This window comes from Klenkia terrae (assembly GCF_037083865.1).
In the GTDB taxonomy this organism is placed as follows: domain Bacteria; phylum Actinomycetota; class Actinomycetes; order Mycobacteriales; family Geodermatophilaceae; genus Klenkia; species Klenkia terrae.
This window is the reverse complement of sequence record NZ_JBAPLV010000016.1, coordinates 89,620-111,195: the sequence shown is the minus strand read 5'-3', so window position 1 is coordinate 111,195 and position 21,576 is coordinate 89,620. Positions and strand designations below refer to the sequence as shown.

At 75.5% G+C, this 21,576-nt stretch carries 22 protein-coding genes; 10 read left to right on the top strand and 12 right to left on the bottom strand.

Annotation, left to right across the window (positions count from 1 at the left end):
• Window positions 1-29 precede the first annotated feature (29 nt).
• On the top strand, window positions 30-1,610 hold the full coding sequence (locus tag UXQ13_RS15285) for a cation:proton antiporter family protein (RefSeq protein WP_225233961.1): 1,581 nt from the start codon (window positions 30-32) through the stop codon (window positions 1,608-1,610).
• 70 nt (window positions 1,611-1,680) lie between these two features.
• Here UXQ13_RS15285 and UXQ13_RS15280 read toward each other — a convergent pair whose 3' ends face one another.
• The 4 genes from UXQ13_RS15280 to UXQ13_RS15265 form a co-directional block, all read right to left on the bottom strand.
• Window positions 1,681-4,134: an ABC transporter permease gene (locus tag UXQ13_RS15280; protein WP_225233962.1), complete on the bottom strand. Its 2,454-nt coding sequence runs from the start codon at window positions 4,132-4,134 to the stop codon at window positions 1,681-1,683.
• 2 nt (window positions 4,135-4,136) lie between these two features.
• On the bottom strand, window positions 4,137-4,904 hold the full coding sequence (locus UXQ13_RS15275; protein WP_225233963.1) for an ABC transporter ATP-binding protein: 768 nt from the start codon (window positions 4,902-4,904) through the stop codon (window positions 4,137-4,139).
• Between the two features lie 149 nt (window positions 4,905-5,053).
• Window positions 5,054-5,650 (bottom strand): TetR-like C-terminal domain-containing protein, encoded by a 597-nt coding sequence (locus UXQ13_RS15270; protein ID WP_225233964.1) that lies wholly within the window; start codon window positions 5,648-5,650, stop codon window positions 5,054-5,056.
• A 114-nt stretch (window positions 5,651-5,764) separates the two neighbouring features.
• Window positions 5,765-7,372: a hypothetical protein gene (locus UXQ13_RS15265; protein ID WP_336392509.1), complete on the bottom strand. Its 1,608-nt coding sequence runs from the start codon at window positions 7,370-7,372 to the stop codon at window positions 5,765-5,767.
• Window positions 7,373-7,567: 195 nt separating this feature from the next.
• On the opposite strand from UXQ13_RS15265, the gene UXQ13_RS15260 reads away from it, so the two are divergent.
• The 7 genes from UXQ13_RS15260 to UXQ13_RS15230 all read left to right on the top strand — a co-directional run bounded on the left by UXQ13_RS15260 (window position 7,568) and on the right by UXQ13_RS15230 (window position 13,824).
• Window positions 7,568-8,227 (top strand): HAD family hydrolase, encoded by a 660-nt coding sequence (locus UXQ13_RS15260; protein WP_225233966.1) that lies wholly within the window; start codon window positions 7,568-7,570, stop codon window positions 8,225-8,227.
• Between the two features lie 10 nt (window positions 8,228-8,237).
• Complete coding sequence (locus tag UXQ13_RS15255) at window positions 8,238-9,470, top strand: sedoheptulose 7-phosphate cyclase (RefSeq protein WP_225233967.1); 1,233 nt, start codon at window positions 8,238-8,240, stop codon at window positions 9,468-9,470.
• Window positions 9,467-10,261 (top strand): O-methyltransferase, encoded by a 795-nt coding sequence (locus tag UXQ13_RS15250; protein WP_225233968.1) that lies wholly within the window; start codon window positions 9,467-9,469, stop codon window positions 10,259-10,261. The genes UXQ13_RS15255 and UXQ13_RS15250 overlap by 4 nt, the downstream gene beginning before the upstream one ends.
• Before the next feature lie 8 nt (window positions 10,262-10,269).
• On the top strand, window positions 10,270-11,082 hold the full coding sequence (locus tag UXQ13_RS15245; protein ID WP_225233969.1) for a TauD/TfdA dioxygenase family protein: 813 nt from the start codon (window positions 10,270-10,272) through the stop codon (window positions 11,080-11,082).
• A 110-nt stretch (window positions 11,083-11,192) separates the two neighbouring features.
• Window positions 11,193-12,443 (top strand): ATP-grasp domain-containing protein, encoded by a 1,251-nt coding sequence (locus UXQ13_RS15240; RefSeq protein ID WP_225233970.1) that lies wholly within the window; start codon window positions 11,193-11,195, stop codon window positions 12,441-12,443.
• The gene (locus UXQ13_RS15235) at window positions 12,443-13,471 is read left to right on the top strand and encodes a D-alanine--D-alanine ligase family protein (protein WP_225233971.1); all 1,029 of its coding nucleotides are present in this window, start codon (window positions 12,443-12,445) and stop codon (window positions 13,469-13,471) included. The genes UXQ13_RS15240 and UXQ13_RS15235 overlap by 1 nt, the downstream gene beginning before the upstream one ends.
• Window positions 13,472-13,506: 35 nt before the next feature.
• Window positions 13,507-13,824, top strand: a complete 318-nt coding sequence (locus UXQ13_RS15230) for a hypothetical protein (protein ID WP_225233972.1) — start codon at window positions 13,507-13,509, stop codon at window positions 13,822-13,824.
• Window positions 13,825-13,963: 139 nt separating this feature from the next.
• Here UXQ13_RS15230 and UXQ13_RS15225 read toward each other — a convergent pair whose 3' ends face one another.
• The 8 genes from UXQ13_RS15225 to UXQ13_RS15190 all read right to left on the bottom strand — a co-directional run bounded on the left by UXQ13_RS15225 (window position 13,964) and on the right by UXQ13_RS15190 (window position 19,360).
• Entirely contained in the window at window positions 13,964-14,137 is a 174-nt protein-coding gene (locus tag UXQ13_RS15225) for a hypothetical protein (protein WP_225233973.1), read from the bottom strand.
• A gap of 89 nt (window positions 14,138-14,226) precedes the next feature.
• Entirely contained in the window at window positions 14,227-14,940 is a 714-nt protein-coding gene (locus UXQ13_RS15220) for a response regulator (RefSeq protein ID WP_225233974.1), read from the bottom strand.
• The gene (locus UXQ13_RS15215; RefSeq protein WP_225233975.1) at window positions 14,937-16,157 is read right to left on the bottom strand and encodes a sensor histidine kinase; all 1,221 of its coding nucleotides are present in this window, start codon (window positions 16,155-16,157) and stop codon (window positions 14,937-14,939) included. The genes UXQ13_RS15220 and UXQ13_RS15215 overlap by 4 nt, the downstream gene beginning before the upstream one ends.
• A 58-nt stretch (window positions 16,158-16,215) precedes the next feature.
• Window positions 16,216-16,554: a winged helix-turn-helix transcriptional regulator gene (locus tag UXQ13_RS15210; RefSeq protein ID WP_225233976.1), complete on the bottom strand. Its 339-nt coding sequence runs from the start codon at window positions 16,552-16,554 to the stop codon at window positions 16,216-16,218.
• 65 nt (window positions 16,555-16,619) lie between these two features.
• Entirely contained in the window at window positions 16,620-17,312 is a 693-nt protein-coding gene (locus UXQ13_RS15205) for an HAD-IA family hydrolase (protein WP_225233977.1), read from the bottom strand.
• A 106-nt stretch (window positions 17,313-17,418) separates the two neighbouring features.
• Window positions 17,419-17,877, bottom strand: coding sequence for a universal stress protein (locus tag UXQ13_RS15200; protein ID WP_336392508.1), 459 nt, complete (start codon window positions 17,875-17,877; stop codon window positions 17,419-17,421).
• A 24-nt stretch (window positions 17,878-17,901) separates the two neighbouring features.
• Window positions 17,902-18,096 (bottom strand): hypothetical protein, encoded by a 195-nt coding sequence (locus tag UXQ13_RS15195; RefSeq protein WP_225233979.1) that lies wholly within the window; start codon window positions 18,094-18,096, stop codon window positions 17,902-17,904.
• Window positions 18,080-19,360 carry a Rieske 2Fe-2S domain-containing protein gene (locus UXQ13_RS15190; RefSeq protein ID WP_225233980.1) on the bottom strand — a complete coding sequence of 427 codons (1,281 nt, stop codon included), beginning with the start codon at window positions 19,358-19,360 and terminating at the stop codon, window positions 18,080-18,082. Before UXQ13_RS15190 ends, UXQ13_RS15195 begins: the two co-directional genes overlap by 17 nt.
• A 144-nt stretch (window positions 19,361-19,504) precedes the next feature.
• Here UXQ13_RS15190 and UXQ13_RS15185 point away from each other — a divergent pair, with 144 nt between their 5' ends.
• Together UXQ13_RS15185 and UXQ13_RS15180 are read left to right on the top strand one after the other, a co-directional pair.
• A complete protein-coding gene (locus UXQ13_RS15185) occupies window positions 19,505-19,861 on the top strand; it encodes a DUF485 domain-containing protein (protein WP_225233981.1) in 357 nt (118 codons plus the stop codon).
• Window positions 19,858-21,483 (top strand): solute symporter family protein, encoded by a 1,626-nt coding sequence (locus tag UXQ13_RS15180; RefSeq protein ID WP_225233982.1) that lies wholly within the window; start codon window positions 19,858-19,860, stop codon window positions 21,481-21,483. The genes UXQ13_RS15185 and UXQ13_RS15180 overlap by 4 nt, the downstream gene beginning before the upstream one ends.
• Window positions 21,484-21,576 lie beyond the last annotated feature (93 nt).

Below are 21,576 nucleotides of genomic sequence, written 5' to 3'. Positions count from 1 at the left end.
TCACCGGGGACCACTGCGAGAGGAGCCCTGTGGACGACGTCTCCGCCATCCTGCTGGCCGTCCTGGTGGGCGGTGTGCTGGCCGCCCTGGTCCGGCTGCCCCCGCTCCTGGGCTTCCTGGCCGCAGGCTTCGTGCTGTACCCGCTCGGGGTGCAGGCGCCGCCCGCGCTGGGGACGATCGCCGACCTCGGGGTCACCGTGCTGCTGTTCGGCGTCGGGCTCAAGGTCGACCTGCGGGCGCTGGTCCGCCGCGAGGTGTGGCTGACCTCCAGCGTGCACGCCTTGGTCAGCACCGGGATCACCGCCGGGCTGCTGGGGTTGCTCGCCGTCCTCGGGGTGGGGCTGGCCGCCGAGGGCGGGCTGCGCTCGTGGCTGCTCATCGGGTTCGCGCTGTCGTTCTCCAGCACGGTGTTCGTGGTCAAGGTGCTCGAGGAGCGCGGGGCCACGCAGACGCTGACCGGGCGGCTGGCCATCGGCGTGCTCGTCGTCCAGGACCTGCTCGCCGTGGTGTTCCTGGCCGTCGCCGAGGGCACGGTGCCCAGCCCGTGGGCCCTGCTGCTGGTCCTGCTGATCCCCGCCGCCCCGCTGCTGCGCCGGGTGCTCGTCCGGCTCGGGCACGACGAGATGCTGCCGCTCTACGGGATCGTGCTGGCCCTGGTCCCCGGGTACGCGCTGTTCTCGGCCCTGGGGGTCAAGGGCGACCTGGGCGCCCTGCTGCTCGGCGTGCTGCTGGCCGGTCAACCGCGCTCGGCGGAGCTGGCGAAGTCGCTGTTCAGCATCAAGGACCTGCTGCTGGTCGGGTTCTTCGTCTCGATCGGGCTGGCCGGGCTGCCCACCGGCGGCGAGCTGGTCATCGCCGCGGCGCTGCTGCTGGTGCTGCCGGTGCAGGCCCTGGTGTTCGTCGTCCTGTTCTACCTGGCCCGGCTGCGCCGGCGGACCGCGGTGTTCACCTCGACGGTCCTCACCAACTTCTCCGAGTTCGGGCTGATCGTGGCCGTGGCGCTGCCCGACGACCTGCTCGACCCCGGCTGGGCCGCGCCGCTGGCCGCGGCCGTGGCGGCGTCGTTCGTGCTGCCCTCGCTGATCGGGGACCGGCCCGACCGGCTGGTGGACCTGCTCCGGCGGTGGCTGCCGGACCGTCCCGACGAGCGGCTGCACCCCGACGACCGGCCGCTGGACCTCGGCGACGCGCAGGCCGTCGTCCTGGGGATGGGCCGGGTCGGGTACGCCGCGCACCGCCGGCTGACCGAGGAGTACCGGCTGCGGGCCATCGGCATCGAGGCCGACGGGCTGCGGGTGGCCGACCTGGCCGCCGACGGCGTGCACGTGATCGAGGGCGACGCCACCGACCCGCGGCTGTGGGAGGAGCTGGAGCTGCACCACGTCGAGCTCGTCCTGCTGGCGATGCCCGCGCACGACGCCAACCTGGCCACGCTCACCCGGCTGCGGGCGCACGGCTTCGAGGGCACGGTCGCCGCGGTCACCCAGTTCGACGACGACCTGGCCGAGGTGCTGACCGGCGGCGCGGACATCGGCCTGCAGCTCTACGAGGGCGCCGGCGCCGAGCTGGCCGACCGCGCCGTCGGACGCCTGCCCCCCACGCAGGCATAGAAACCTCCGCACCCCCGGACCGGACCGTCAGGGGGTGCAGAGGTTCCTCTGCCCCGGGCCGCCGCCGGGGTCAGCCGGCGATGGCGGCCACCGGGGCGGTGCGGGCCGCGCGGCGGGCCGGCAGCACGCTGGCCAGCAGCCCGGCCAGGGTCGCGACCACGACGATCGCGCCGACCTGCAGCCACGGGACCGAGATCACCGTGCCGTCGGCGGACAGCGACCCCAGCACCGACGCCGCGCCCACCACGCCGTACCCGCCGCCGAGCAGCACGCCCAGCACCGCGGCGACCCCGGCGACCAGCACGGCCTCCCAGGCGAGCAGCCCGCGCAGCTGGCCCCGGGTGAGCCCCAGCGCCCGCAGCAATCCGCTCTCCTGGCGCCGCTCGACCACCGACAGCGCCAGGGTGTTGCCCACCCCGATCAGCGCGATCAGCACGGCCACGCCGAGCAGGCCGGTGACCACCAGCAGCAGGGTGTCCAGGATGTCGTCGATCGCGGCGCGCTCGCTGGCGATGCCGGTCACGAACGCGGTGGGGACGGCGGTGCCGGCCAGCTCGGTGACGTCCTCGACCGCGGTGGCGGTGTCGGCTCCGTCGGCCAGCCGCAGCCAGACCTGGCCGATGCCGGCGTCAGGCACCAGGGCGGAGAGCTCGGTGCCGGTCAGCCGCGGGGAGGAGACGTCGTCGCTGCCCAGCACCGTGGTCAGGGTCAGCGACCGGTCGCCCGCGGTGAACGTCACCGGGTCGCCGCCGGAGACCCCGAACTGCTCGGCCAGGTACGGCGGCAGCACGACCTCGCCGAGGGCGGGGAGCTGCTGGTCGGTGGTCGAACGCAGCACCGGCAGGGTCGCCGCGGTGTCGAACCCGTCGGCCTGCCACGGCTGGCCGTCGGGTCCGGTGAGCTCGGCGGTCGTGACCCCGACGCCGGCGGTCACCCCGGTGACCTCCTCGAGCTGGCCCAGGAGCGGGGCCGGCAGCCCGGCGCCGAAGTCCTGGACGACGACGTCGGTCGGGTAGGCGGCGTCCAGCCCGGCCGAGGCGGTGGCCCGGGTGGAGGCGGCCCCGACCACCATCGCCGTCGTCAGGGTCACCCCGATGACGAGCGCGGTCGCGGTGGCCGCCGTCCGGCGGGGGTTGCGGGTGGCGTTGCCCGCGGCCAGCCGGCCGGGCACGCCGCCGAACCGGCCGAGCAGCCGGCCGGCCAGCGCCACCACCGGCGGGACGGCGCGCTGGGCGAGCAGCAGGGCACCCAGGAAGCTCAGCACCCCGCCGGGCAGGGCGATCAGCACCTGGCCGACCTCCGCGCCGTAGAGCAGCAGCGCGACGCCGGGCACCAGCATCAGCAGGCCCACGACCAGGCGCAGCACGCCGCTCCGGGAGCGCAGCGGGGCGGCGTCGGTGGGTCGGAGGGCGGCCAGCGGGGCGACCCGGGTGGCGGCCCGGGCCGGGGCCAGCGCGGCGACGACGGTGGTCAGCAGACCGACGGCGAGCCCGGCGACGACGGCGATCCACGGCACGGACACCCCGGACAGGGGGATGGGCGAGTCCAGCGCCCCGGCCAGCGCGGAGACGCCGGCGGCCAGGCCGATGCCGGCCAGCACGCCGAGCACGGAGGCGGCGAGCCCGGTGATCGCCGCCTCGCCGAGCACGCTGCGCCGGATCTGCCGCGAGGTGGCCCCGACGCAGCGCAGCAGCGCCAGCTCGCGGGTCCGCTGGGCCAGCAGGACGGCGAAGGTGTTGGCGATGACGAGCCCGGCGACGAGCACCGCGACGGTGGCGAAGACCAGCAGGACGACGGCGAGGGCGTCCGAGCTGCCGGTGATGGCGGCGGCAGCCAGCTCGGCGGCCTCCTCGCCGGTCGTCAGCCGGGTGTACCGCGTGGCGTAGGACGCCTGGAGCTCGGTGCGGTCGGGGTCGCCGGCGATGCGCAGCTCGGTGACGGTGGCGTCCCACGCCTGCGCCTGCTCCGGCGTCACGAAGCCCTGGGTGAACAGGCCTGCGGTGACCGAGCCGGACAGGTCGACCAGGCCGGTGACGGTGAGCTCGTCGGTGATCTCGTCGCCGGCGGCGTCGTAGGTGGTCACCGGGAGGGTGTCGCCGACCGAGACCCCCTCGGTCTCGCCGAGCAGGATCTCCCCCGGGCCGGTGGGGAAGGCGCCGGCGGACAGCTGCTGCCAGCGCAGCAGCGGGTCGTCGGCGAGGGCCGTGACGGCGACGTAGCGCGCACCGGCCCGGTCGGGCAGCACGGCCTGCACGGAGGTGTCCCACTCCGGGGCGACGGCCCGGACCCCGGGCACGCCGGACACCGGCCCGACGACGTCGGCCAGGGACTCCCCGTCCGTGGAGGTGAGCACCAGGTCGGTGCCCGCGTACTGGGCGCCGACGGAGTCGAGCACGGTGGACTTCGCGGTCTGGTTGAGCACGAGGGTGGCGACGACGAACGCGACCGCGATGACGATCGCGGTCATCGAGGCGATCAGCCGCCCGGCGTTGGCCCGGACCTGGGCGAGGAGGACCTGGTTCACGGTCAGCCACCCAGCCCGCGGAGCGCGTCGATGACGGCGTCGGCGGTGGGGTGGTGGACCTCGCCGGCCAGCTGCCCGTCGGCCAGCAGCACGACGCGGTCGGCGTAGGCGGCGGCGACCGGGTCGTGGGTGACCATGACGACGGTCTGGCCGGTCTCCCGGACGCTGGAGCGCAGCAGGCCCAGCACCTCGGCGCCGGCGCGGGAGTCCAGGTTGCCGGTCGGCTCGTCGGCGAAGACGACGTCGGGGCGGGGGAGCAGGGCCCGGGCGACGGCGACCCGCTGCTGCTGGCCGCCGGACAGCTCGTAGGGGCGGTGCCCGAGCCGGTCGCGCAGCCCCAGGCGGGCCACGACGTCGTCCATCCAGGCCCGGTCGGGGCGCCGGCCGGCCAGCTGCATCGGCAGCGTCATGTTCTCCGCGGCGGTGAGCACCGGCAGCAGGTTGAAGGCCTGGAAGACGAAGCCGATCCGGTCCCGGCGCAGCTTGGTGAGCTGGTCGTCGCGCAGGCTGGTCAGCTCGGTGTCGCCCAGCCAGACCTGGCCGGCGGTGGCGGTGTCCAGCCCGGCGAGGCAGTGCATGAGGGTGGACTTGCCGGAGCCGGACGGGCCCATGATCGCGGTGAACCGGCCGCGCTCGAACCCGACGTCCACCCCGCCGAGGGCGTGCACGGCGGTCTCGCCCTTGCCGTAGGTCTTGCGCAGGTCGACGGCGCGGACGGCGGCCGTGGTGGGCGGCGCCTCGCCGGGGACGGTCATCACGGGCACGGACATCGGGGCTCTCCTCGGACGGGGATCTCGGTCGCCGTCCAGCGTGGCCGTGGACACCCTCCACCCGCGTCGGAGCTGGGTCCTCACCGTCGGGACTCTGTGCTGCCCCCGTGGGCGGACCCGGGTCATCCCGCAGGGGGACGCCCCGGAGCTCAGCCGACGGGCACGACCGGCAGCAGCACCCGGTCCACCAGCTCGCCGACCTCGGCCGCGGTGCGCGGCGCGGGGTCGGCCGCCGAGCGGTCCCACCACAGCGCCAGCACCAGCCGGCGCAGCAGCGCCCCCTGCCGGTCCGAGACCCGGTGCCCCCGGGCGGCGTGCCGGTCGACCACGGCGGTGACCGCGGCGTCCAGCGGTTCGACCACCGCGACCTGCAGGCCCACGCGCAGCTCCTCGCTGTGCCGGGCCTGGCCGACGACGGCGGCCAGGGCCCGCTCGTCCCGGTCCATCGCCCGGGTCCAGGGGGCGAGCAGCGCGACCAGGTCACCGCGCAGGGACCCGGTGTCGGGGACGGCGGGCACCGGGTGGCAGCGGCGCAGTGCCTCGGCGAGCAGCACCTCGGTGTTGGGCCAGCGTCGGTAGACCGCGGCCTTGCCGGCGCCGGTGGCGGTCACCAGGGCGTCGGCGTTGAACCGGTCCAGGCCCACCTCGGCCACCAGGTCGAGGGCGCCGGTCAGCAACCGGTCGGTCAGGCCGGCGTCCCGGGGGCGGCCCAGGCGCGCGCCCGGCCGGCCCAGCTCCTGCGTCACGGAGACTCGTTCCCAGGCGCCGCGCGCCTCGTCAGAGGTGGGTGCACCACCTCGCCGACGCCAGGCTCTTGACGCCCCGGCCACGCCGGTGGGGCGACGATACGACGACCGGGGTCATTCGTCGAAGAGGTCCCCCGGGCCGGTGCGCGTCACCGGCACCGGGGCGCCGTCGACGGGCAGCACGTCGAGCCGGCGTCCGTCGTCGGGGGTCGTGGTCGTGCCGCCCGGGCCGGTGAGCAGGACGGTGACCTGGGAGGTCCCGGACTCACGGTCGGCGACGACGCAGCGGGCGGCCAGCACGACGGCGGCCGGGTCGGTGCCGGCCGGGAACGCCCGGGAGCCGCAGCCGACCTGCTGCAGGGTGCCGTCGGCCAGCCGGTCGGCCCAGGCCGTGCTCACCACCAGGGCTCCGCCGGGCAGCGGGACGGCGAGCACCACCGCGTCCACCTCGCCGCCCACCGGGCGCGGCAGCGGGCCGGCCCAGACCAGCACCGGTGCCAGCGCCGCGGGGTCGAGCCCGGTGGGCGCGGTGACGGCGCCCAGCGCGGCGTCCGCGGCCGCCTGCCGGGCGCCCCCGTCGGCGGGCGACCCGCGCAGCGGCGGACCCACCGCGGCCGGCGCCGTCGCGCCCGCGGACCCGGCCCGGGTCACCGGCACGTCGGCCAGGGCGACCGGGGAGACCTCCCCGGTCCGGGCCACCTGCACCCGGACGGCGAGGCCGCCGGGGTCGGGTGCGGCCAGCTGCAGCGCCGCCACGCCGTCGTCCACCGGCTGGGCGCGGTAGACCCGCTGCACCGCACCGGAGGGGCCCACGACCTGGCCGGTCGAGACCCGGACGCCCTCGTCGGGGTCGGCGACCACGACCAGCGCGGTGTCCAGCAGCAGGGCTGCCGGGCGGTCGGCGCGCAGGGCAACCGGCTGGTTGGCCGGCTCGAGGTCGGCGGCGGGGGCGCCGGTCGCCGCGGTGGACCACTGGCCGACCAGGCCGTCGGCGGTGTCGCCGACCACCAGCACGACGCGGCGGTCGAGCAGGTCGCCGGCGAGGACGACGCGCCGGTCCGCCGGCGCCGCCCGCCCGGCCCACGGCGCGTCCCGGGCGGCGGCGAGGAAGGCGGTGTCGTCGGCCAGCGAGCCCCGGGCCGGTCCGTCGAACCGGCCGGCGGCCGCGGCGGCCGCGGGGGTCGGGGCCGTACGCGGGAGCTGGGTGGCCAGCACCGCGACCACCGCCAGGACGGCGACCGCGAGCGCCGGGCGTGCCCACCGCGCCCGCCGGTGGGCGGCGACGACGGGGACCGCGGCGGCGTCGTCCCGGACCGGGGGGCGGCGGACGGCCAGCAGGCCGGCCAGCGCCGCCGACGGGTCGGGCAGCGCCGCCCGGGCCCGGGCCAGCCGGTCGGGGTCGGCCGGCAGGTCCTCGTGCGCGCGGACCAGCGCGGTCCGGTCGGCGGGTGCCAGCCCGGCGAGGACGGCGGCGGTGCGCCGGGCGGCGGTCAGCTCGGCGGGGGAGACCCACCAGGGATCCGGGCCGGCCTCGGTGATCCGGCCCCGTCCCGGCCGGGTCCGCAGCAGGGCGCGGACCGCCGCGGCGTGGTCGTCGGCGGGGGACAGGCGGGCCAGCGCGCGGTCCACCCGCTCCTCGGCGGACCGCTCGTCGCCGGTCAGCAGGAACGCCGTCCCGAGCAGCGCGGTGCGGTGCCGGCGCACGACCGCGGGGACGTCCACACCCGCGATGGTGCACCGCTCCGGCGGGCGGAGGGGGCCCTCCGGTGGTCCACTGAGGTCGGACCGCCCGTCGCCCGTCTGGCAACCAGCTGAACATTTCCCGCTCAGCCTGCTTAAACAGGCCTTACCTGGCTACAGTCCTCGCACCGCCGCGGCCGATCGAGCGTGCCCGGCCACAGACAAGCGAGGTCCTGCGTGTCCGCTCTCCTGTTCGGTTCCATCAGCACCATCGCCGACACCTCCGAGCTCCAGCGGGAGTCGTTCAACGAGGCGTTCGCCGCCCACGACCTCGACTGGCGCTGGGAGACCGACGACTACCGCGAGATGCTCCGCGGCAACGGCGGGGCCGACCGGGTCGCCGGCTACGCCGCGCAGCGCGGCCAGGACGTCGACGCCGCCGCCGTGCACGCCACCAAGTCCGAGCTGTTCCAGCAGAAGCTCGGCCGCGGCGGGCTGACCGCCCGCCCGGGCGTGCTCGAGGCCCTCCGCAGCGCCAAGCAGGCCGGCGGCAAGGTCGCCCTGGTGACCACCACCTCGCCGGAGAACGTCGTCGCGCTGGTGCAGGGCGTCGACGACCTGCAGCTGTCGGACTTCGACCTGGTGGTCGACAACTCGGTGGTGCAGCAGTCCAAGCCGGACCCGGCCGCCTACGCCTACGCGCTGCAGACCCTCGGCGAGGACGCCGCGGACGCCGTGGCCGTCGAGGACAACGTGGGCGGTGTCGAGTCGGCCACCGCCGCCGGCGTCACCTGCCTGGCCTTCCCGAACACCAACACCGCCGGGCACGACTTCGGCGACGCCCGGGTGGTCGACCGGCTGGACCCGGCCGACCTGCCCGCCGGGCTGCAGGCCTGAGGGACCGGGGATGACCACCGTCAGCTCGTCCGTCACCCGCACCGACGGCGGGTTCTCCGTCGAGGCCGTGCACCGCACCGAGTACCGCCTGGTGCCGGTGGACGGCGTCTTCGCCCTGCACAACCCGCAGCTGGCCGACTGCTACCGCGCCGCCGGCCGCTGCCTGGCCGTCGTCGACGAGAACGTGCTGGCCCGCCACCGCGACGCGATGCAGGCCTACTTCGACGCCGCCGGGGTCGAGCTCACGATCATCCCGGTGGCCATCGCCGAGACCGACAAGACGATGAGCACCCTGGAGCGGCTGGTCGACGCGTTCGGCGCCTACGGCCTGCTGCGCACCGAGGCCCCGTTGGTCGTCGGCGGCGGGCTGGTCACCGACGTGGCCGGGTTCGCCTGCGCGTCCTACAAGCGGTCCACGCCCTACATCCGGATCCCCACCACGCTCATCGGGCTGATCGACGCCAGCGTCTCGATCAAGGTCGCGGTCAACCACGGCAAGGCCAAGAACCGGCTCGGCGCCTACCACGCGTCGTCCACGGTGTTCCTGGACTTCTCGTTCCTGGCCAGCCTCGCCGAGGACCAGGTCCGCAACGGCATGGCCGAGCTGATCAAGATCGCGGTGGTCGCCAACCGGACGGTGTTCGACCTGCTCGACGAGCACGGCGAGGAGCTGCTGCGCACCCGCTTCGGCCACCTCGACGGGAACCCCGAGATCCGCAAGGTCGCCGACCAGGTGACCGACGAGGCGATCGACACCATGCTCCAGCTCGAGGTGCCCAACCTCGCCGAGCTGGACCTGGACCGGGTGATCGCCTACGGCCACACCTGGAGCCCGACGCTCGAGCTGACGCCGGACATCCCGTACTTCCACGGGCACGCCATCTCCGTCGACATGGCGTACTCGGCCACCCTGGCCGCCGAGCGGGGCTACATCTCCGTCGCCGACCGGGACCGGATCCACGCCCTGATGAGCCGGCTGGGCCTCACCGTGGACAGCCCCTACCTGACCGCGGACCTGCTGCGCGACTCCACCAAGTCGATCCTGCAGACCCGGGACGGGCTGCTCCGCGCGGCGGCGCCCAAGCCGATCGGGGAGTGCACGTTCATGAACGACGTCGGGGACGACGAGCTCGTGCAGACCCTGGAGCTGCACCGCGAGGTGGCCGCCGCGCTGCCGCGCGGGGGCGCCGGGGTCGACGCGTTCATGGTGCCGCGCACGAGCCCGGTCGTCGCCGCGCCGTGACGTCGTCCACCGCGCACGGGCTGCGTCCGGTCACGCCGCTGGGGATCCTGGCGGCGCGGCTGGACGCGCTCTGCGCCCGGCCGGACGGCCTCCCGGCGGACCTACGGGCCGAGCTGGAGGCCGTCCGCGACCTCGCGGTCGGCTTCGAGCCCTACCTGGAGGAGCACTCTTCGCCGGAGTCCCCGGGGCTGGCCCGGCTCGCGGACCGCACCCGGTCGGCGGCCTGGGCCGGCACCCTGGAGGCCGAGATGCTCTCCGGGCACGTCGAGGGCGTGTTCCTGTCCTTCCTGCTGTCGATGACCCGCGCCCGGCGGGTGCTGGAGATCGGCATGTTCACCGGCTACGGCGCCCTGGCGATGGCCGAGGCGCTGCCCGAGGACGGGCAGGTGGTGGCGTGCGAGCTGGACCCCGAGGTCGCCGCCTTCGCCCGGGAGTGCTTCGCCGAGTCCCCCGCCGGGGCGCGGATCGACGTCCGGGTCGGGCCGGCCGGGGACACCCTGGCCGCGCTGGCCGTCGAAGGTCAGCAGTTCGACGTCGTCTTCGTCGACGCCGACAAGGCCGGGTACGCCGGCTACCTCGACGCGCTGCTGGAGACCGGTCTGCTCGCCCCGGGCGGGCTGGTCGCGGTGGACAACACGCTCATGCAGGGCCAGCCCTGGGCCGGCGAGCGCACCGCGAACGGCGAGGCCATCGCCGCGTTCAACCGCCAGGTCACCGCCGACCCCCGGGTCGAGCAGGTGCTGGTGCCCCTCCGCGACGGCATCACGCTGGTCCGCCGCGCGACCACCTGAGGAGATCCGTGCACACCACCACCCTGCAGCCGCTGGGCGCCGAGGTCACCGGCCTGGACATCGCCGCGGCCACCGACGAGGACGTCGTGGCCCTGCGCCGCCTGCTGGCCGACCGGGGCGTCGTCGTGCTGCGCGACCAGCACGTCGACGACACCGTCTTCCTGGGCTTCCTGCGCAGCTTCGGCGAGCTCACGTTCACCGCCGGCGAGACCCCGGTCGACGGGTTCCCCGACCTCAACGTGATCAGCAACGTCGGCCGGGCCGAGCCGCCCCGCAGCACCTTCCACGTCGACAGCTCCTACCTGTCGACGCCGCCGGCCTACACCGCGCTGCGGGCGGTGCAGATCCCCTCGCAGGGCGGGGAGACGGTCTTCACCGACCAGTACCGCGCGCTGGAGACGCTGCCGCTGGACCTCCGGGCGCAGGTCGAGGGCCGCAGCATCCGGCACGTCGTCACCGGCATCGACCCCGGGCTGCTGACCGAGGACGACGAGACGGAGGCCGAGCACCCGATCGCCCGGCCGCACCCGCTCACCGGCCGCCCGGCGCTGTACCTGACCACGCCCAAGCGGTGCGCCGGCATCAGCGGGCTGGACGACGACACCTCCGCCGGGCTGGTCGCCGAGCTCTACGCGCACTCCACCACCGCGGAGAACAGCCTGGCCCACGCGTGGTCCCCGGGCGACGTCGTGGTGTGGGACAACGCCTGCGTGCTGCACCGCGGCGACCACTCCGTCGTCGTCGGCGACCGGGTGATGCACCGCGGCATGGTCCGCGACCACGGCCCGGCCGCCGCCGACGCCGCGGGGAGCGGGCACTGACCGCCCCGGCCGCGGCGCCCCCGCGGACCGCGGGCGGCGCGCCCGCCCGGCCGCGGCCCACGCCGTGGCGGTCGGTCGCCGCGCTGGCCGGGCTCGCGCTGACCCTGCCGGTGGACCTCGCGGTCACCGCGGTGGCGCTGGCCACCACCCGGGCACCGCGGCCGGCCCCGGCGGCGCAGCCGCGCACGGTGCTGATCAGCGGCGGCAAGATGACCAAGGCCCTCCAGCTGGCCCGGTCCTTCGCCGCCGCGGGGCACCGGGTCGTGCTGGTGGAGAAGGACACCTACCGGTTCACCGGGCACCGGTTCTCCCGGGCGGTGGACGCCTTCCACGTCGTCCCCGACCCGCGCGACCCCGGGTACGCCCAGGCCCTGCTGGACGTCGTCCGGACCGAGGGCGTGGACCTGTACGTGCCGGTCTGCTCCCCGGTGGCGTCGGAGTTCGACGCCGCGGCCGCCGACCTGCTGGCCGGGCACTGCGAGGTGCTCAGCCTGGACGCCGAGATGGTCCGCACGCTGGACGACAAGCACCGGTTCACCGAGCTCGCCGCCTCGCTGGGCCTCTCGGTCCCCGACACCCACCTGGTCACCGACCCGCAGCAGGTGCTCGACCACGACTTCACCGGGGCGACGAAGCCCTACGTGCTCAAGTCGATCGCCTACGACCCGGTGCACCGCCTGGACCTCACCCACCTGCCGCTGCCCACCCACGCGGCCACCGAGCGCTTCCTGGCCGGCAAGCCGATCAGCCCGGAGAACCCCTGGATCCTGCAGGAGTTCGTCACCGGCGAGGAGATCTGCACGCACTCCACCGCCCGGGACGGCGTGGTCACCGTCTGGTGCTGCTGCCCGTCCTCGGCCTTCCAGGTCAACTACGCGCAGGTCGACCGGCCGCGGGTCCGGGAGTGGGTGACCACGTTCGTCCGGGAGCTCGGGCTCACCGGCCAGGTCTCCTTCGACTTCCTGGTCGACGACGACGGCCGGCCCTACGCCATCGAGTGCAACCCGCGCACCCACTCGGCGATCACGATGTTCCACGACCACCCCGCCCGCCCGGGGCTGGCCGACGCCTACCTGGCCGCGCGGGACACCCCGCTCGAGCCGCTGCCGGGCAGCCGGCCCACCTACTGGCTCTACCACGAGCTGTGGCGGGCGCTGAGCGCACCGCGGACCGCGGCGGACCGCTGGCGGGTGGTCCGGGCGGGCAAGGAAGCCGTCTTCGACCGGGCCGACCCGCTGCCCTACCTCGTGCTGCACCACGTGCAGATCCCGCTGCTGCTGTGGGGGAACCTGCTCGCGGGGGGCGCCTGGCGCAAGATCGACTTCAACATCGGCAAGCTCGTGCAGCCGGCGGGCGACTGATGGCCCGGGTGCTGCACCTGGTCGGCTCGCCCACCACGACGTTCATGGACGACCTGTCCCGGCTGTACGCCGCGGACTGCCTGGCCAACGTGGGCGGGGAGCACGAGCACGTCGTGGCGCACGTGTCGCCCGACGGCTCGTGGCGGTTCCCGGCGTCGCTGGACGCGCTGGCCGACGCGGAGCCGCTGGCCCTGGGCCCGGCGCTGGCCCGGCTCACCGCGCTGGACGTCGACGTGGCGCTCCCGCAGATGTTCTGCATCCCCGGCATGACCTCCTACCGGGCCCTGCTCGACGTGCTCGGCATCCCCTTCGTCGGCAACCCGGCCGACGTCATGGCGCTGGGCGCGCACAAGGCCCGCGCCCGCGCGGTGGTCGCCGCGGCCGGCGTCCGCGTCCCGGCCGGCGAGGTGCTGACCCCGGGTGCGCAGCCGACGCTCGCCCCGCCGGTGGTGGTCAAGCCGGTGGACGCCGACAACTCCGCCGGGGTCTCCCTCGTCCGGTCGGCCGGGGAGTTCGCCGCCGCGCTGGCCACCGCCCGCGCGGAGTCCACCGACGTGCTGGTGGAGGCGTTCGTGCCGCTGGGCCGGGAGGTGCGCTGCGGCGTCGTCGTCCGGGACGGGGAGCTCGTGGCGCTGCCGCTGGAGGAGTACGGCTTCGCCGAGGGCGCCGCCGTCCGCACGGCCGCGGACAAGATCCAGCGGGCGGACGACGGCCGGCTGGGGCTCATGGCCAAGGACACGCCGACCGTGTGGATCGTCGACCCCGCCGACCCGGTCACCGCCGTGGTGCAGGAGGCGGCGCTGGCCTGCCACACCGCCCTGGGCTGCCGGGACTACTCGCTGTTCGACTTCCGGGTCGACCCCGACGGCGTCCCCTGGTTCCTCGAGGCCGGGCTCTACAACTCCTTCGCCCGGCAGAGCGTGGTCCCGACGATGGCCCGCGCGGCCGGGGTCGAGCTGCCCGAGCTGTTCGCCGCCGGGGTCGCCGCCGCACTGGCCCGTCGTCCGGGCGGGCCGGGCCGCTCGTAGGGTGTCGGGGTGCACCTCCACACCCCGCGACGCCGGTGAGGCCCTCGCTCCTCGGGATCTGGACGGCCGACGAGCTGGAGGTCGCGCTGGTCCGGACCGCCTGCGGCGACCCGCAGCTGGAGACCGCCCTGGACATGGCCGTCCACGACGGCCCCGGGGTCTTCGCGCTGCTGTCGGCCGGGCTGCTGCGGGTCCAGCCCGACGTCGACGAGCTCGGCGGCGGGCTGTGGGCCGAGGTCGAGTGGGCCGACGTCGAGGACGCCGTCATCACCGGCCGGCTGCGGGTGACCGGTGAGCAGCTGGGCGCCCTTCGCCGGGCCGCCCGCACCAGCGGGATGCTCCCCGGCACCTGACCGGCGGGTCCCCGGCACGGGCCCGGCGTGGATCAGGTGGGACGAGCAGTGTGCGTCCCCCGCCACCGACGTCGGGTAGGGAGGACGCACAGTCGTCGTCCCACCTGATCCACGCCGGGCGGGGCGGGCGGCGGTGCGGTCAGGTGCCGCCGCGGAGGGCGTCGACCGGCTCGATCCGGGCCGCGCGGCGGGCCGGGATGCCCCCGGCGAGCAGGCCGAGCACCACGCCCAGCAAGGTGCCGCCCAGTGCGATCCACGGGTCCACCACCGGCGTCCAGCCGCGCACCACCGAGATGCCCAGGACGGCGAACACGCCCACCGCGGCGCCGATCAGCCCGCCGAGCAGGCCGATGTCGGATTCGTGCGTTCTCGGATCCCCCGGCGGGCGGACCCGCAGGACGGTCAGCCCGCGGCGTCGCGGAGCAGGTCGCCGGGGTGCACGAGACCCGAGCGGAAGGCCAGCACGACGGCCTGCACCCGGTCCCGGCTGCCGGTCTTGGCCAGCACCCGGCCGACGTGGGTCTTCACCGTCGCCTCGCTGACGAACAGGCCGCGGGCGATCTCGGTGTTGGAGGCGCCGTAGGCCATCTGCACCAGCACCTCGGTCTCGCGCGGGGTGAGCTCGGCCAGGGCCGGGTCGGGCTGGCCGGGTGCGGTCGACGCACCGCCGCGCAGCATCGGGGCGACGTGCTGCAGCAGCCGGCGGGTGGAGCTGGCCGCGATCACCGAGTCGCCGGCGTGCACCGTGCGCAGCGCGGCCAGCATCTCCTCCGGGGCGGCGTCCTTGAGCAGGAATCCGCTGGCCCCGGCCCCGATGGCGGCCACCACGTACTCGTCGAGGTCGAACGTCGTGAGGACGACGACCCGGGGCGGGGCGGGCAGCGCGGTGACCTGCCGGGTGGCCTCGATCCCGTCGGTCCCGGGCATGCGGATGTCCATCAGGACGACGTCGGCGGCCGTGCGCCGGAGCAGCTCGACCGCCGCGGCGCCGTCCCCGGCCTCCCCGACGACGGTCAGGTCGGGCTGGGAGTCGATGACCATGCGGAAGCCGGCGCGGACCATCTGCTGGTCGTCCACGAGCACGACGCGGACCGGGCTCGACGGCGGGGTGGTCATCGCCGTCGACCGTAGGGCAGGACCGCGTGCACGCCGAACCCGCCGCCGTGCCGCGGCCCGACCGCCAGCCGTCCGCCGTGCAGCTGGGCCCGCTCCCGCATGCCGAGCACCCCCTGCCCGTCGCCGTCGGGGGCCAGCATCGCGGCCGCACCCCGGCCGTCGTCCAGCACGGAGACCTCCAGCGCCTCGGGCCGCCACTGCAGCCGGACCCACGCCCGGCTGGCCGGGCCGGCGTGCTTGAGCACGTTGGTCAGCGACTCCTGCACGATCCGGTAGGCGGCCAGCTGCGGGCCCGAGGGCAGGTCGACGGGCTCGCCGTCCTGGACCAGGTCGACGTCCAGCCCGCTGCGCCGCACGTCCTCGACCAGCGCACCGATGGCGGCGACGTCGGGCTGCGGGGCGAACTCCTGGGCGTCCCCCTCGCGCAGCACGCCCAGCAGCGAGCGCATGTCGGCCAGCGCCTGCCGGCCGGTGGCCGAGATCTGCTCCAGCGCGCCCACGGCGGCCTCGGGGTCGGCGCGGCCGGCGTACCGGCCGCCGTCGGCCTGGGCGATGACCACCGACAGGGAGTGGGCCACGACGTCGTGCATCTCGCGGGCGATCCGCGCCCGCTCGGTGGAGGCGGCCAGCCGCAGCTCCTGGTCGCGCTCGAGCTCCAGGAGCACCGCGCGCTCGCGCATCGCCGCCTCCCGCTGCAGGCGACCGCGCTTGACCAGGCCCATCGCCCAGCTGGCGACGACCAGCACACCGATCGCGCCGGCCACGAAGGCGAGCTGGAACGGGTCGATCCCGGTCGAGATCCAGACGCCCGAGTCGTCGCGGTAGTACGGGCCGTAGTAGCGCACCGTGGCCAGCACGGCCCCGAGCAGGCCGGTGGCCAGCCCGGCCCGCTCGGCCCAGCGCGGTGCGTAGGCGGCCAACGCGTAGACCATCGCCGGGGCAGCCACGTTCGCGGCGAGGAACTGGTCGGTGAGCAGGAGCTCGGCCAGCCCGGTGACCACCACGACGGCGGCGGCCGGGACCGGGGCCCGCCGCCGCCAGGCCAGCGGACCCAGCAGGCCCGCGGTCAGCAGCCAGTCCGCGGGTCCGTAGCTCGCGGTGGAGCCGAACAGCACGAGGAGGGCCAGCCCGAGCAGTGCCGCCAGGGCGATGTCGACCTCGAACGGCCGCGCGCGCAGCCGGTCGGCGAACCGGCTCAGCGGCGGGGCGGGCTCCACGGGTCCGACGGTAGGGAGTGCGCGGGGCGCCGTCGTCGCCCTGGGGGATGAGCCGGGGTCAGCCCGCAGGGGCAGGCTCGGCCTCGACGGCCCACTTCCGGCCCCACTGCTTCAGCGCCCCGATCACCGGCACCAGCTCCTGGCCGGCCTCGGTCAGGTGGTAGTCCGACCGGGGCGGGCTGTCGGAGTACGGCCGCCGCTCCAGGACGCCGGCGGCGACCAGGTCCTTGAGTCGGGCGGCCAGCCGGTCCCGGGGGGCACCGGTGCCGGCGAGGATGTCGGAGAACCGGTGCGCGCCCAGGTGGATCTCGCGGACGGCGAGCAGCGCCCACCGGTCGCCGACCACCTCGAGGGCAGCGGCGGCGGGGCAGGGACGCCCGGGGAGCTGCGACAGCACGACCACACCGACAAGGTTTGCACGTCCAACCGACCCACCGCCACCGCGGTGGGCCGGCCGGCCGGTCAGGCGAGGGTGACGGTGATCCCGGCCGGGGTGCTGCTGAACCGGACGTGCCCGAGGTCGGGCGCGTAGGCGTCGGCCTCCAGCTCGCTGTGGTGGTGGGTTGCGCCCACGGCGAGGGTCGCGCAGCCGGCGGCCCGCCCGGCGGCCAGCCCGGCCGGGGCGTCCTCGACGACCAGGCAGCGGTGCGGGTCGACGCCGATCCGGTGCGCGGCCAGCAGGAACGGGTCCGGGGAGGGCTTGCCGTTGGCGATGTCGTCGACGCAGACCACCTCGCGCGGCGGGCGCATGCCGGAGGCGGCCAGCCGGGCGGCGAGCAGCGGGCCGGTGCAGGAGGTTACGACGGCGACCCGGTTGGCCGGCAGCGCGCCGAAGGCCTCGACCACGCCGGGGAGCACCTCGATGCCCTCGCCGGCCGCGGCGACCTCGAGCTCGTGGATGCGGGCCAGCGCGGAGACCTGTCGGTCCTCGGCGACCAGCTCGGCCACGATCCGGGACGCCGGCAGGCCGCCGAGCGCGCCGAGCGCGGCGGGGTCGACGCCCAGCTCGTCGGCCCAGGTGCGCCAGGCCGCCAGCGAGCTGCCCATCGAGTCGATGAGCGTGCCGTCCATGTCGAACAGGACGCCGTCGAAGGTGCGACCGGTCAGCGCGTCGATGTCGAGGAAGGCGCCGGGGGGCGCGGAGATGTGTTGCACGGGATCAATGGTCGCACCACCGACCTGTGCGTCGGTGTCCGAGCGGGGGCGTGGGGATGACCAAGGGTTGACAGGATGTACCGGACCGATTCGTACCGTTGACCGGTCAGGGGACGACGGTGACCGGCCAGCGCCCGGCCCGCACCAGCCGGACGGCGATCGAGCCGACCCACCGGTGACCGGCCTGCTCGGAGGTGCCGACCACCACGGCGTCGGCCAGGAGCTCGTCGGCGACCCGGGTGATCTCCACCGCCGGGTCCCCGGCGGCCACCACGTACTCCACCGGGATGCCCACGTGCGCGGCACCGCGGTCCACCAGCGCCCTCACCTCGTCGGCGATCTCGCCGGCCGTGCCCGACGCGACCGCCGCCGACCCGGGCACCAGTCCGGCCAGCGGGGTGAACGGCGAGCGCACGTGCACGACCACCAGGCGGGAGTGCTGCCGGCGGGCGAGACCGGCGGCGTACGCGGCGGCCCGCAGGGACGTGTCGGAGCCGTCGACGCCGACCAGCACGACCTTCGGTCCGTCGGTGCCGCGCTCGAAGACCCCCTCGACGCCTGCCACGCCCCGATCCTGCCCCCAGGACCGCTACCGGGTGCGGGTGCCCCCGCCGGGTCGGCGGCTGCCCGGGTCCGCCGACCGCCGGCCGGCCGACGTCGTGCGGGACGCGGGTCCGGCGTCCAGCCCGTGGTCCAGCGAGAGGCGGACCAGCACCGGCGGGTCCCAGCGCGCCTCGCCGTCGGGCAGTGCCTCGGGTCGGGTGGGTTCAGGCAGCGGCCACATCGGTGTCCTCCTCGGTCGTGCGCACGGTGGTGTCCTGGACGGTGGTGGATCCCTCGGCCCGTCGGGCGGCGACCAGGAAGTCGGCCAGCACCCGGCGCAGCGCGACCCCGGGGGCGTCGGTCGCGACGTGCACCTCCTCGCGGAGGGTCAGCGGCAACCCGGCGGTGCCCGTCCAGCGCCGGTCGGTGACGACGTCGGCCAGCTCGGCGCCCAGCCGGTCGACCTCGGCGGCCAGCGCCGCCCGCGACGCCGGTGCGGCGGCGCCCTGGACGAAGGCGCCGAGGTGGATCCGGGTGGCGTCGGCGTCCTCGGGCTGGACCAGCAGCACCGCCCAGCGGACCGACCCGTCCGGGAGGTCCTCCCGCCGGACCAGCTGCAACGGGGCGCCCAGCTGCACGGACACCGCGGCGTCGGCGTCCGTCCAGCGGGCGGTGAACCCGCCCCGGCCGGTGGTGACAGCCGGCACGGAGGGCACCCGTCCACCGCGGGCGGGGTCGAGGAAGGCGTCGACGACCACCGCGGCCGGGGCGCTGGTGCGCACCGGGGACAGCCAGCGGGAGCGGATGCCCGGGGCGGAGGGGACCTCCACCTCCTCGCCGACCGGCCGGTCCGGTGCCAGCCAGACCACCCCGAGGTGCTCGCGCACCCCCCAGGCGGCGGGCCCGGCGTCCAGCCGGCCCTCCCGGCGCTCGACGGTCCAGGTGCGGCCGAGCAGGCGGACGGCGAGCCAGCCGCCGTCGTCCAGCTGGTCCGCCAGGGCTACGGGGTGCCAGGCGTGGGCGAGCGCCGGCTCCAGGTTGCCCACCACCGGACCGGCCGGGGCGGGCAGCTCGGGCACCGGTTCGGCGGTGGTCGCGGCCGCCGCCCGCGGCGGGCGGTGGTGCAGGGTGCGGTCGGGGGCGATCCAGACCCAGCCGTCGCGCTCCTCGACCGCCCACGGCGCCGACAGGTCGGCCCGCGGTGGCGGTGCGGCGTCGGGGCCGAGGGCGGGGATGTCCCGGCAGCGGCCGTCGGCGGTGAACCGCCAGCCGTGCCGCGAGCACTGCAGCAGGCCATCGACGACGGTCCCGTCCGTCAGCGGGGCCAGCCGGTGCGGGCAGCGCGGGGACAGCGCGGTGACCTCCCCGCCGGGCCGCAGCCGGACGACGACCCACGGCCGGTCCCCGGCGCCCACCGCGACCGGGGCGGTGCCGACGTCGGCGGACCGGGCGACCGGGAACCAGCCGGTGCCGCCGGGGGAGGGGGGAGTCCTCGAGAGGGCCATGACCCAGTGGACCGCCTCCGCGTTCCCGTCGCGTTGCCCGCACATCACGAGTTCGGGTCGATCCGGGCAGGACCGGTCCTACGCCGGTGCCCGATCGCTAGTGTCGGCGATCACACAGCGGATCCACAGTGAGGTGCCACCCCCGTGACCGAACCCGAACGCCGCCTGCTGACCCCCGAGGAGTACCGGCAGGCCCAGGACTCCCCGGAGTTCACCGAGCTCAAGCGCCGCTTCCGGCGCTTCGCCGTCCCGATGACCGTGGCCTTCCTGGCCTGGTACCTGCTCTTCGTCCTGCTCTCCACCTACGCGGTGGACCTGATGAACACCCACGTGTTCGGCAACGTCAACCTCGGCGTCCTGCTCGGCCTGGGCCAGTTCGTGACGACGTTCCTCATCACCCAGCTCTACGTCGCGTACTCCGCGAAGAACACCGACCCGATCGCCGACGAGATGCGCGGCCGGCTCGAGGCCCACGAGTACCGCGCGGAGGGCCAGCAGTGACCATCGGGAACCCCGCCGTCAACATCTCGATCTTCGGCGTCTTCGTCCTCATCACGCTGGTCATCACCTTCCGGGCCAGCCGCAGCAACGCCAGCGCGGCGGACTACTACGCGGCCGGCCGCAACATCTCCGGCACCCAGAACGGCCTGGCCATCGCCGGGGACTACCTGTCGGCCGCCTCGTTCCTGGGCATCGCCGGCGCCATCGCGGTCTACGGCTACGACGGCTTCCTGTACTCGATCGGCTTCCTGGTCGCCTGGCTGGTGGCGCTGCTGCTGGTCGCCGAGCTGCTGCGCAACACCGCCCGGTTCACCATGGCCGACGTCCTGGCCTTCCGGATGCGGCAGGGCCCGGTCCGGACGGCGGCGGCGCTGTCGACGCTGGCCGTCTCGTTGTTCTACCTGCTGGCCCAGATGGCCGGCGCCGGTGGTCTGGTCACCCTGCTGCTGGGGATCAGCGGTGCCGGGGCGCAGGCCGCCACGGTGGTCGTGGTCGGCGCGCTGATGATCTTCTACGTGCTGGTCGGCGGCATGCGCGGCACCACCTACGTGCAGCTGATCAAGGCCACGCTGCTGATCATCGGCGCGTTCGTCATGACGATCTGGGTGCTGGGCAAGTACGGGTTCAACCTGTCCTCGCTGCTCGGCGGGGCCGCCGACACCGCGGCCCAGCAGGCCACCCCGCGCGACGTGCTCTCCCCGATGGGCCAGTACGGCGCCACCGGGACCTCCAAGCTCGACTTCGTCTCCCTCGGGCTCGCGCTCGTGCTGGGGACGGCAGGCCTGCCGCACGTGCTCATGCGCTTCTACACGGTGCCGACGGCCAAGGACGCCCGGAAGTCCGTGGTCTGGGCGATCTGGCTGATCGGGTTCTTCTACCTGTTCAGCCTGGTCATCGGCTACGGCGCCGGTGCCCTGGTCGGGGCCGACGAGATCCTCGCCGCCCCCGGTGCGGTCAACTCCGCGGCCCCGCTGCTGGCCTTCGAGCTGGGCGGCACCGTGCTGCTGGGCATCATCGCCGGCGTCGCGTTCGCCACCATCCTGGCCGTCGTGGCCGGGCTGACGATCACCGCGTCGGCGTCCTTCGCGCACGACATCTACAACTCGGTGATCAAGAAGGGGACCGCGAGCGGCACCCAGGAGGTCCGGGTCGCCCGGATCACCTCCTGCGTCATCGGTGCCGTCGCCATCGGGCTGGGCATCCTGGCGCTGCAGGCCGGGCTGAACATCGCCTTCCTGGTGGCGCTGGCCTTCGCCGTCGCGGCCTCGGCGAACCTGCCGACGATCCTCTACACGCTGTTCTGGAAGCGGTTCACCACCCAGGGCGCGCTGTGGTCGATCTACGGCGGGCTGATCTCCTGCCTGGTGCTGATCCTGTTCTCCCCGGTGGTCTCGGGCGCGCCGGTCAACCCGTTGACCGGCAAGTCCACGTCGCTCATCCAGGACGTCGACTTCTCCTGGTTCCCGCTGAACAACCCGGGCCTGGTGTCGATCCCGCTGGCGTTCTTCCTCGGCTGGCTCGGCACCATGCTGAGCAAGGAGAAGCCGGACGTCGACAAGTACGCCGAGCTCGAGGTGCGCAGCCTGACCGGCATCGGCGCCGAGAAGGCCACCCCGCACTAGAAGGACCCTCTCGCCCCCCGACCCACGCTCCGCCCGGCCCGGGACCCTGCGAGAGGGCCGGTACAGCAGGGCCCGACGTCCTCGGACGCCGGG

Bases quoted from the DNA above. Each gene is read 5' to 3' on its own strand.
- UXQ13_RS15220 (WP_225233974.1), bottom strand. From the start codon at position 14,940: ATGACCACCCCGCCGTCGAGCCCGGTCCGCGTCGTGCTCGTGGACGAC.
- UXQ13_RS15255 (WP_225233967.1), top strand. From the start codon at position 8,238: ATGACCACCGTCAGCTCGTCCGTCACCCGCACCGACGGCGGGTTCTCC.
- UXQ13_RS15275 (WP_225233963.1), bottom strand. From the start codon at position 4,904: ATGTCCGTGCCCGTGATGACCGTCCCCGGCGAGGCGCCGCCCACCACG.
- UXQ13_RS15195 (WP_225233979.1), bottom strand. From the start codon at position 18,096: ATGTGGCCGCTGCCTGAACCCACCCGACCCGAGGCACTGCCCGACGGC.
- UXQ13_RS15190 (WP_225233980.1), bottom strand. From the start codon at position 19,360: ATGGCCCTCTCGAGGACTCCCCCCTCCCCCGGCGGCACCGGCTGGTTC.
- UXQ13_RS15235 (WP_225233971.1), top strand. From the start codon at position 12,443: ATGGCCCGGGTGCTGCACCTGGTCGGCTCGCCCACCACGACGTTCATG.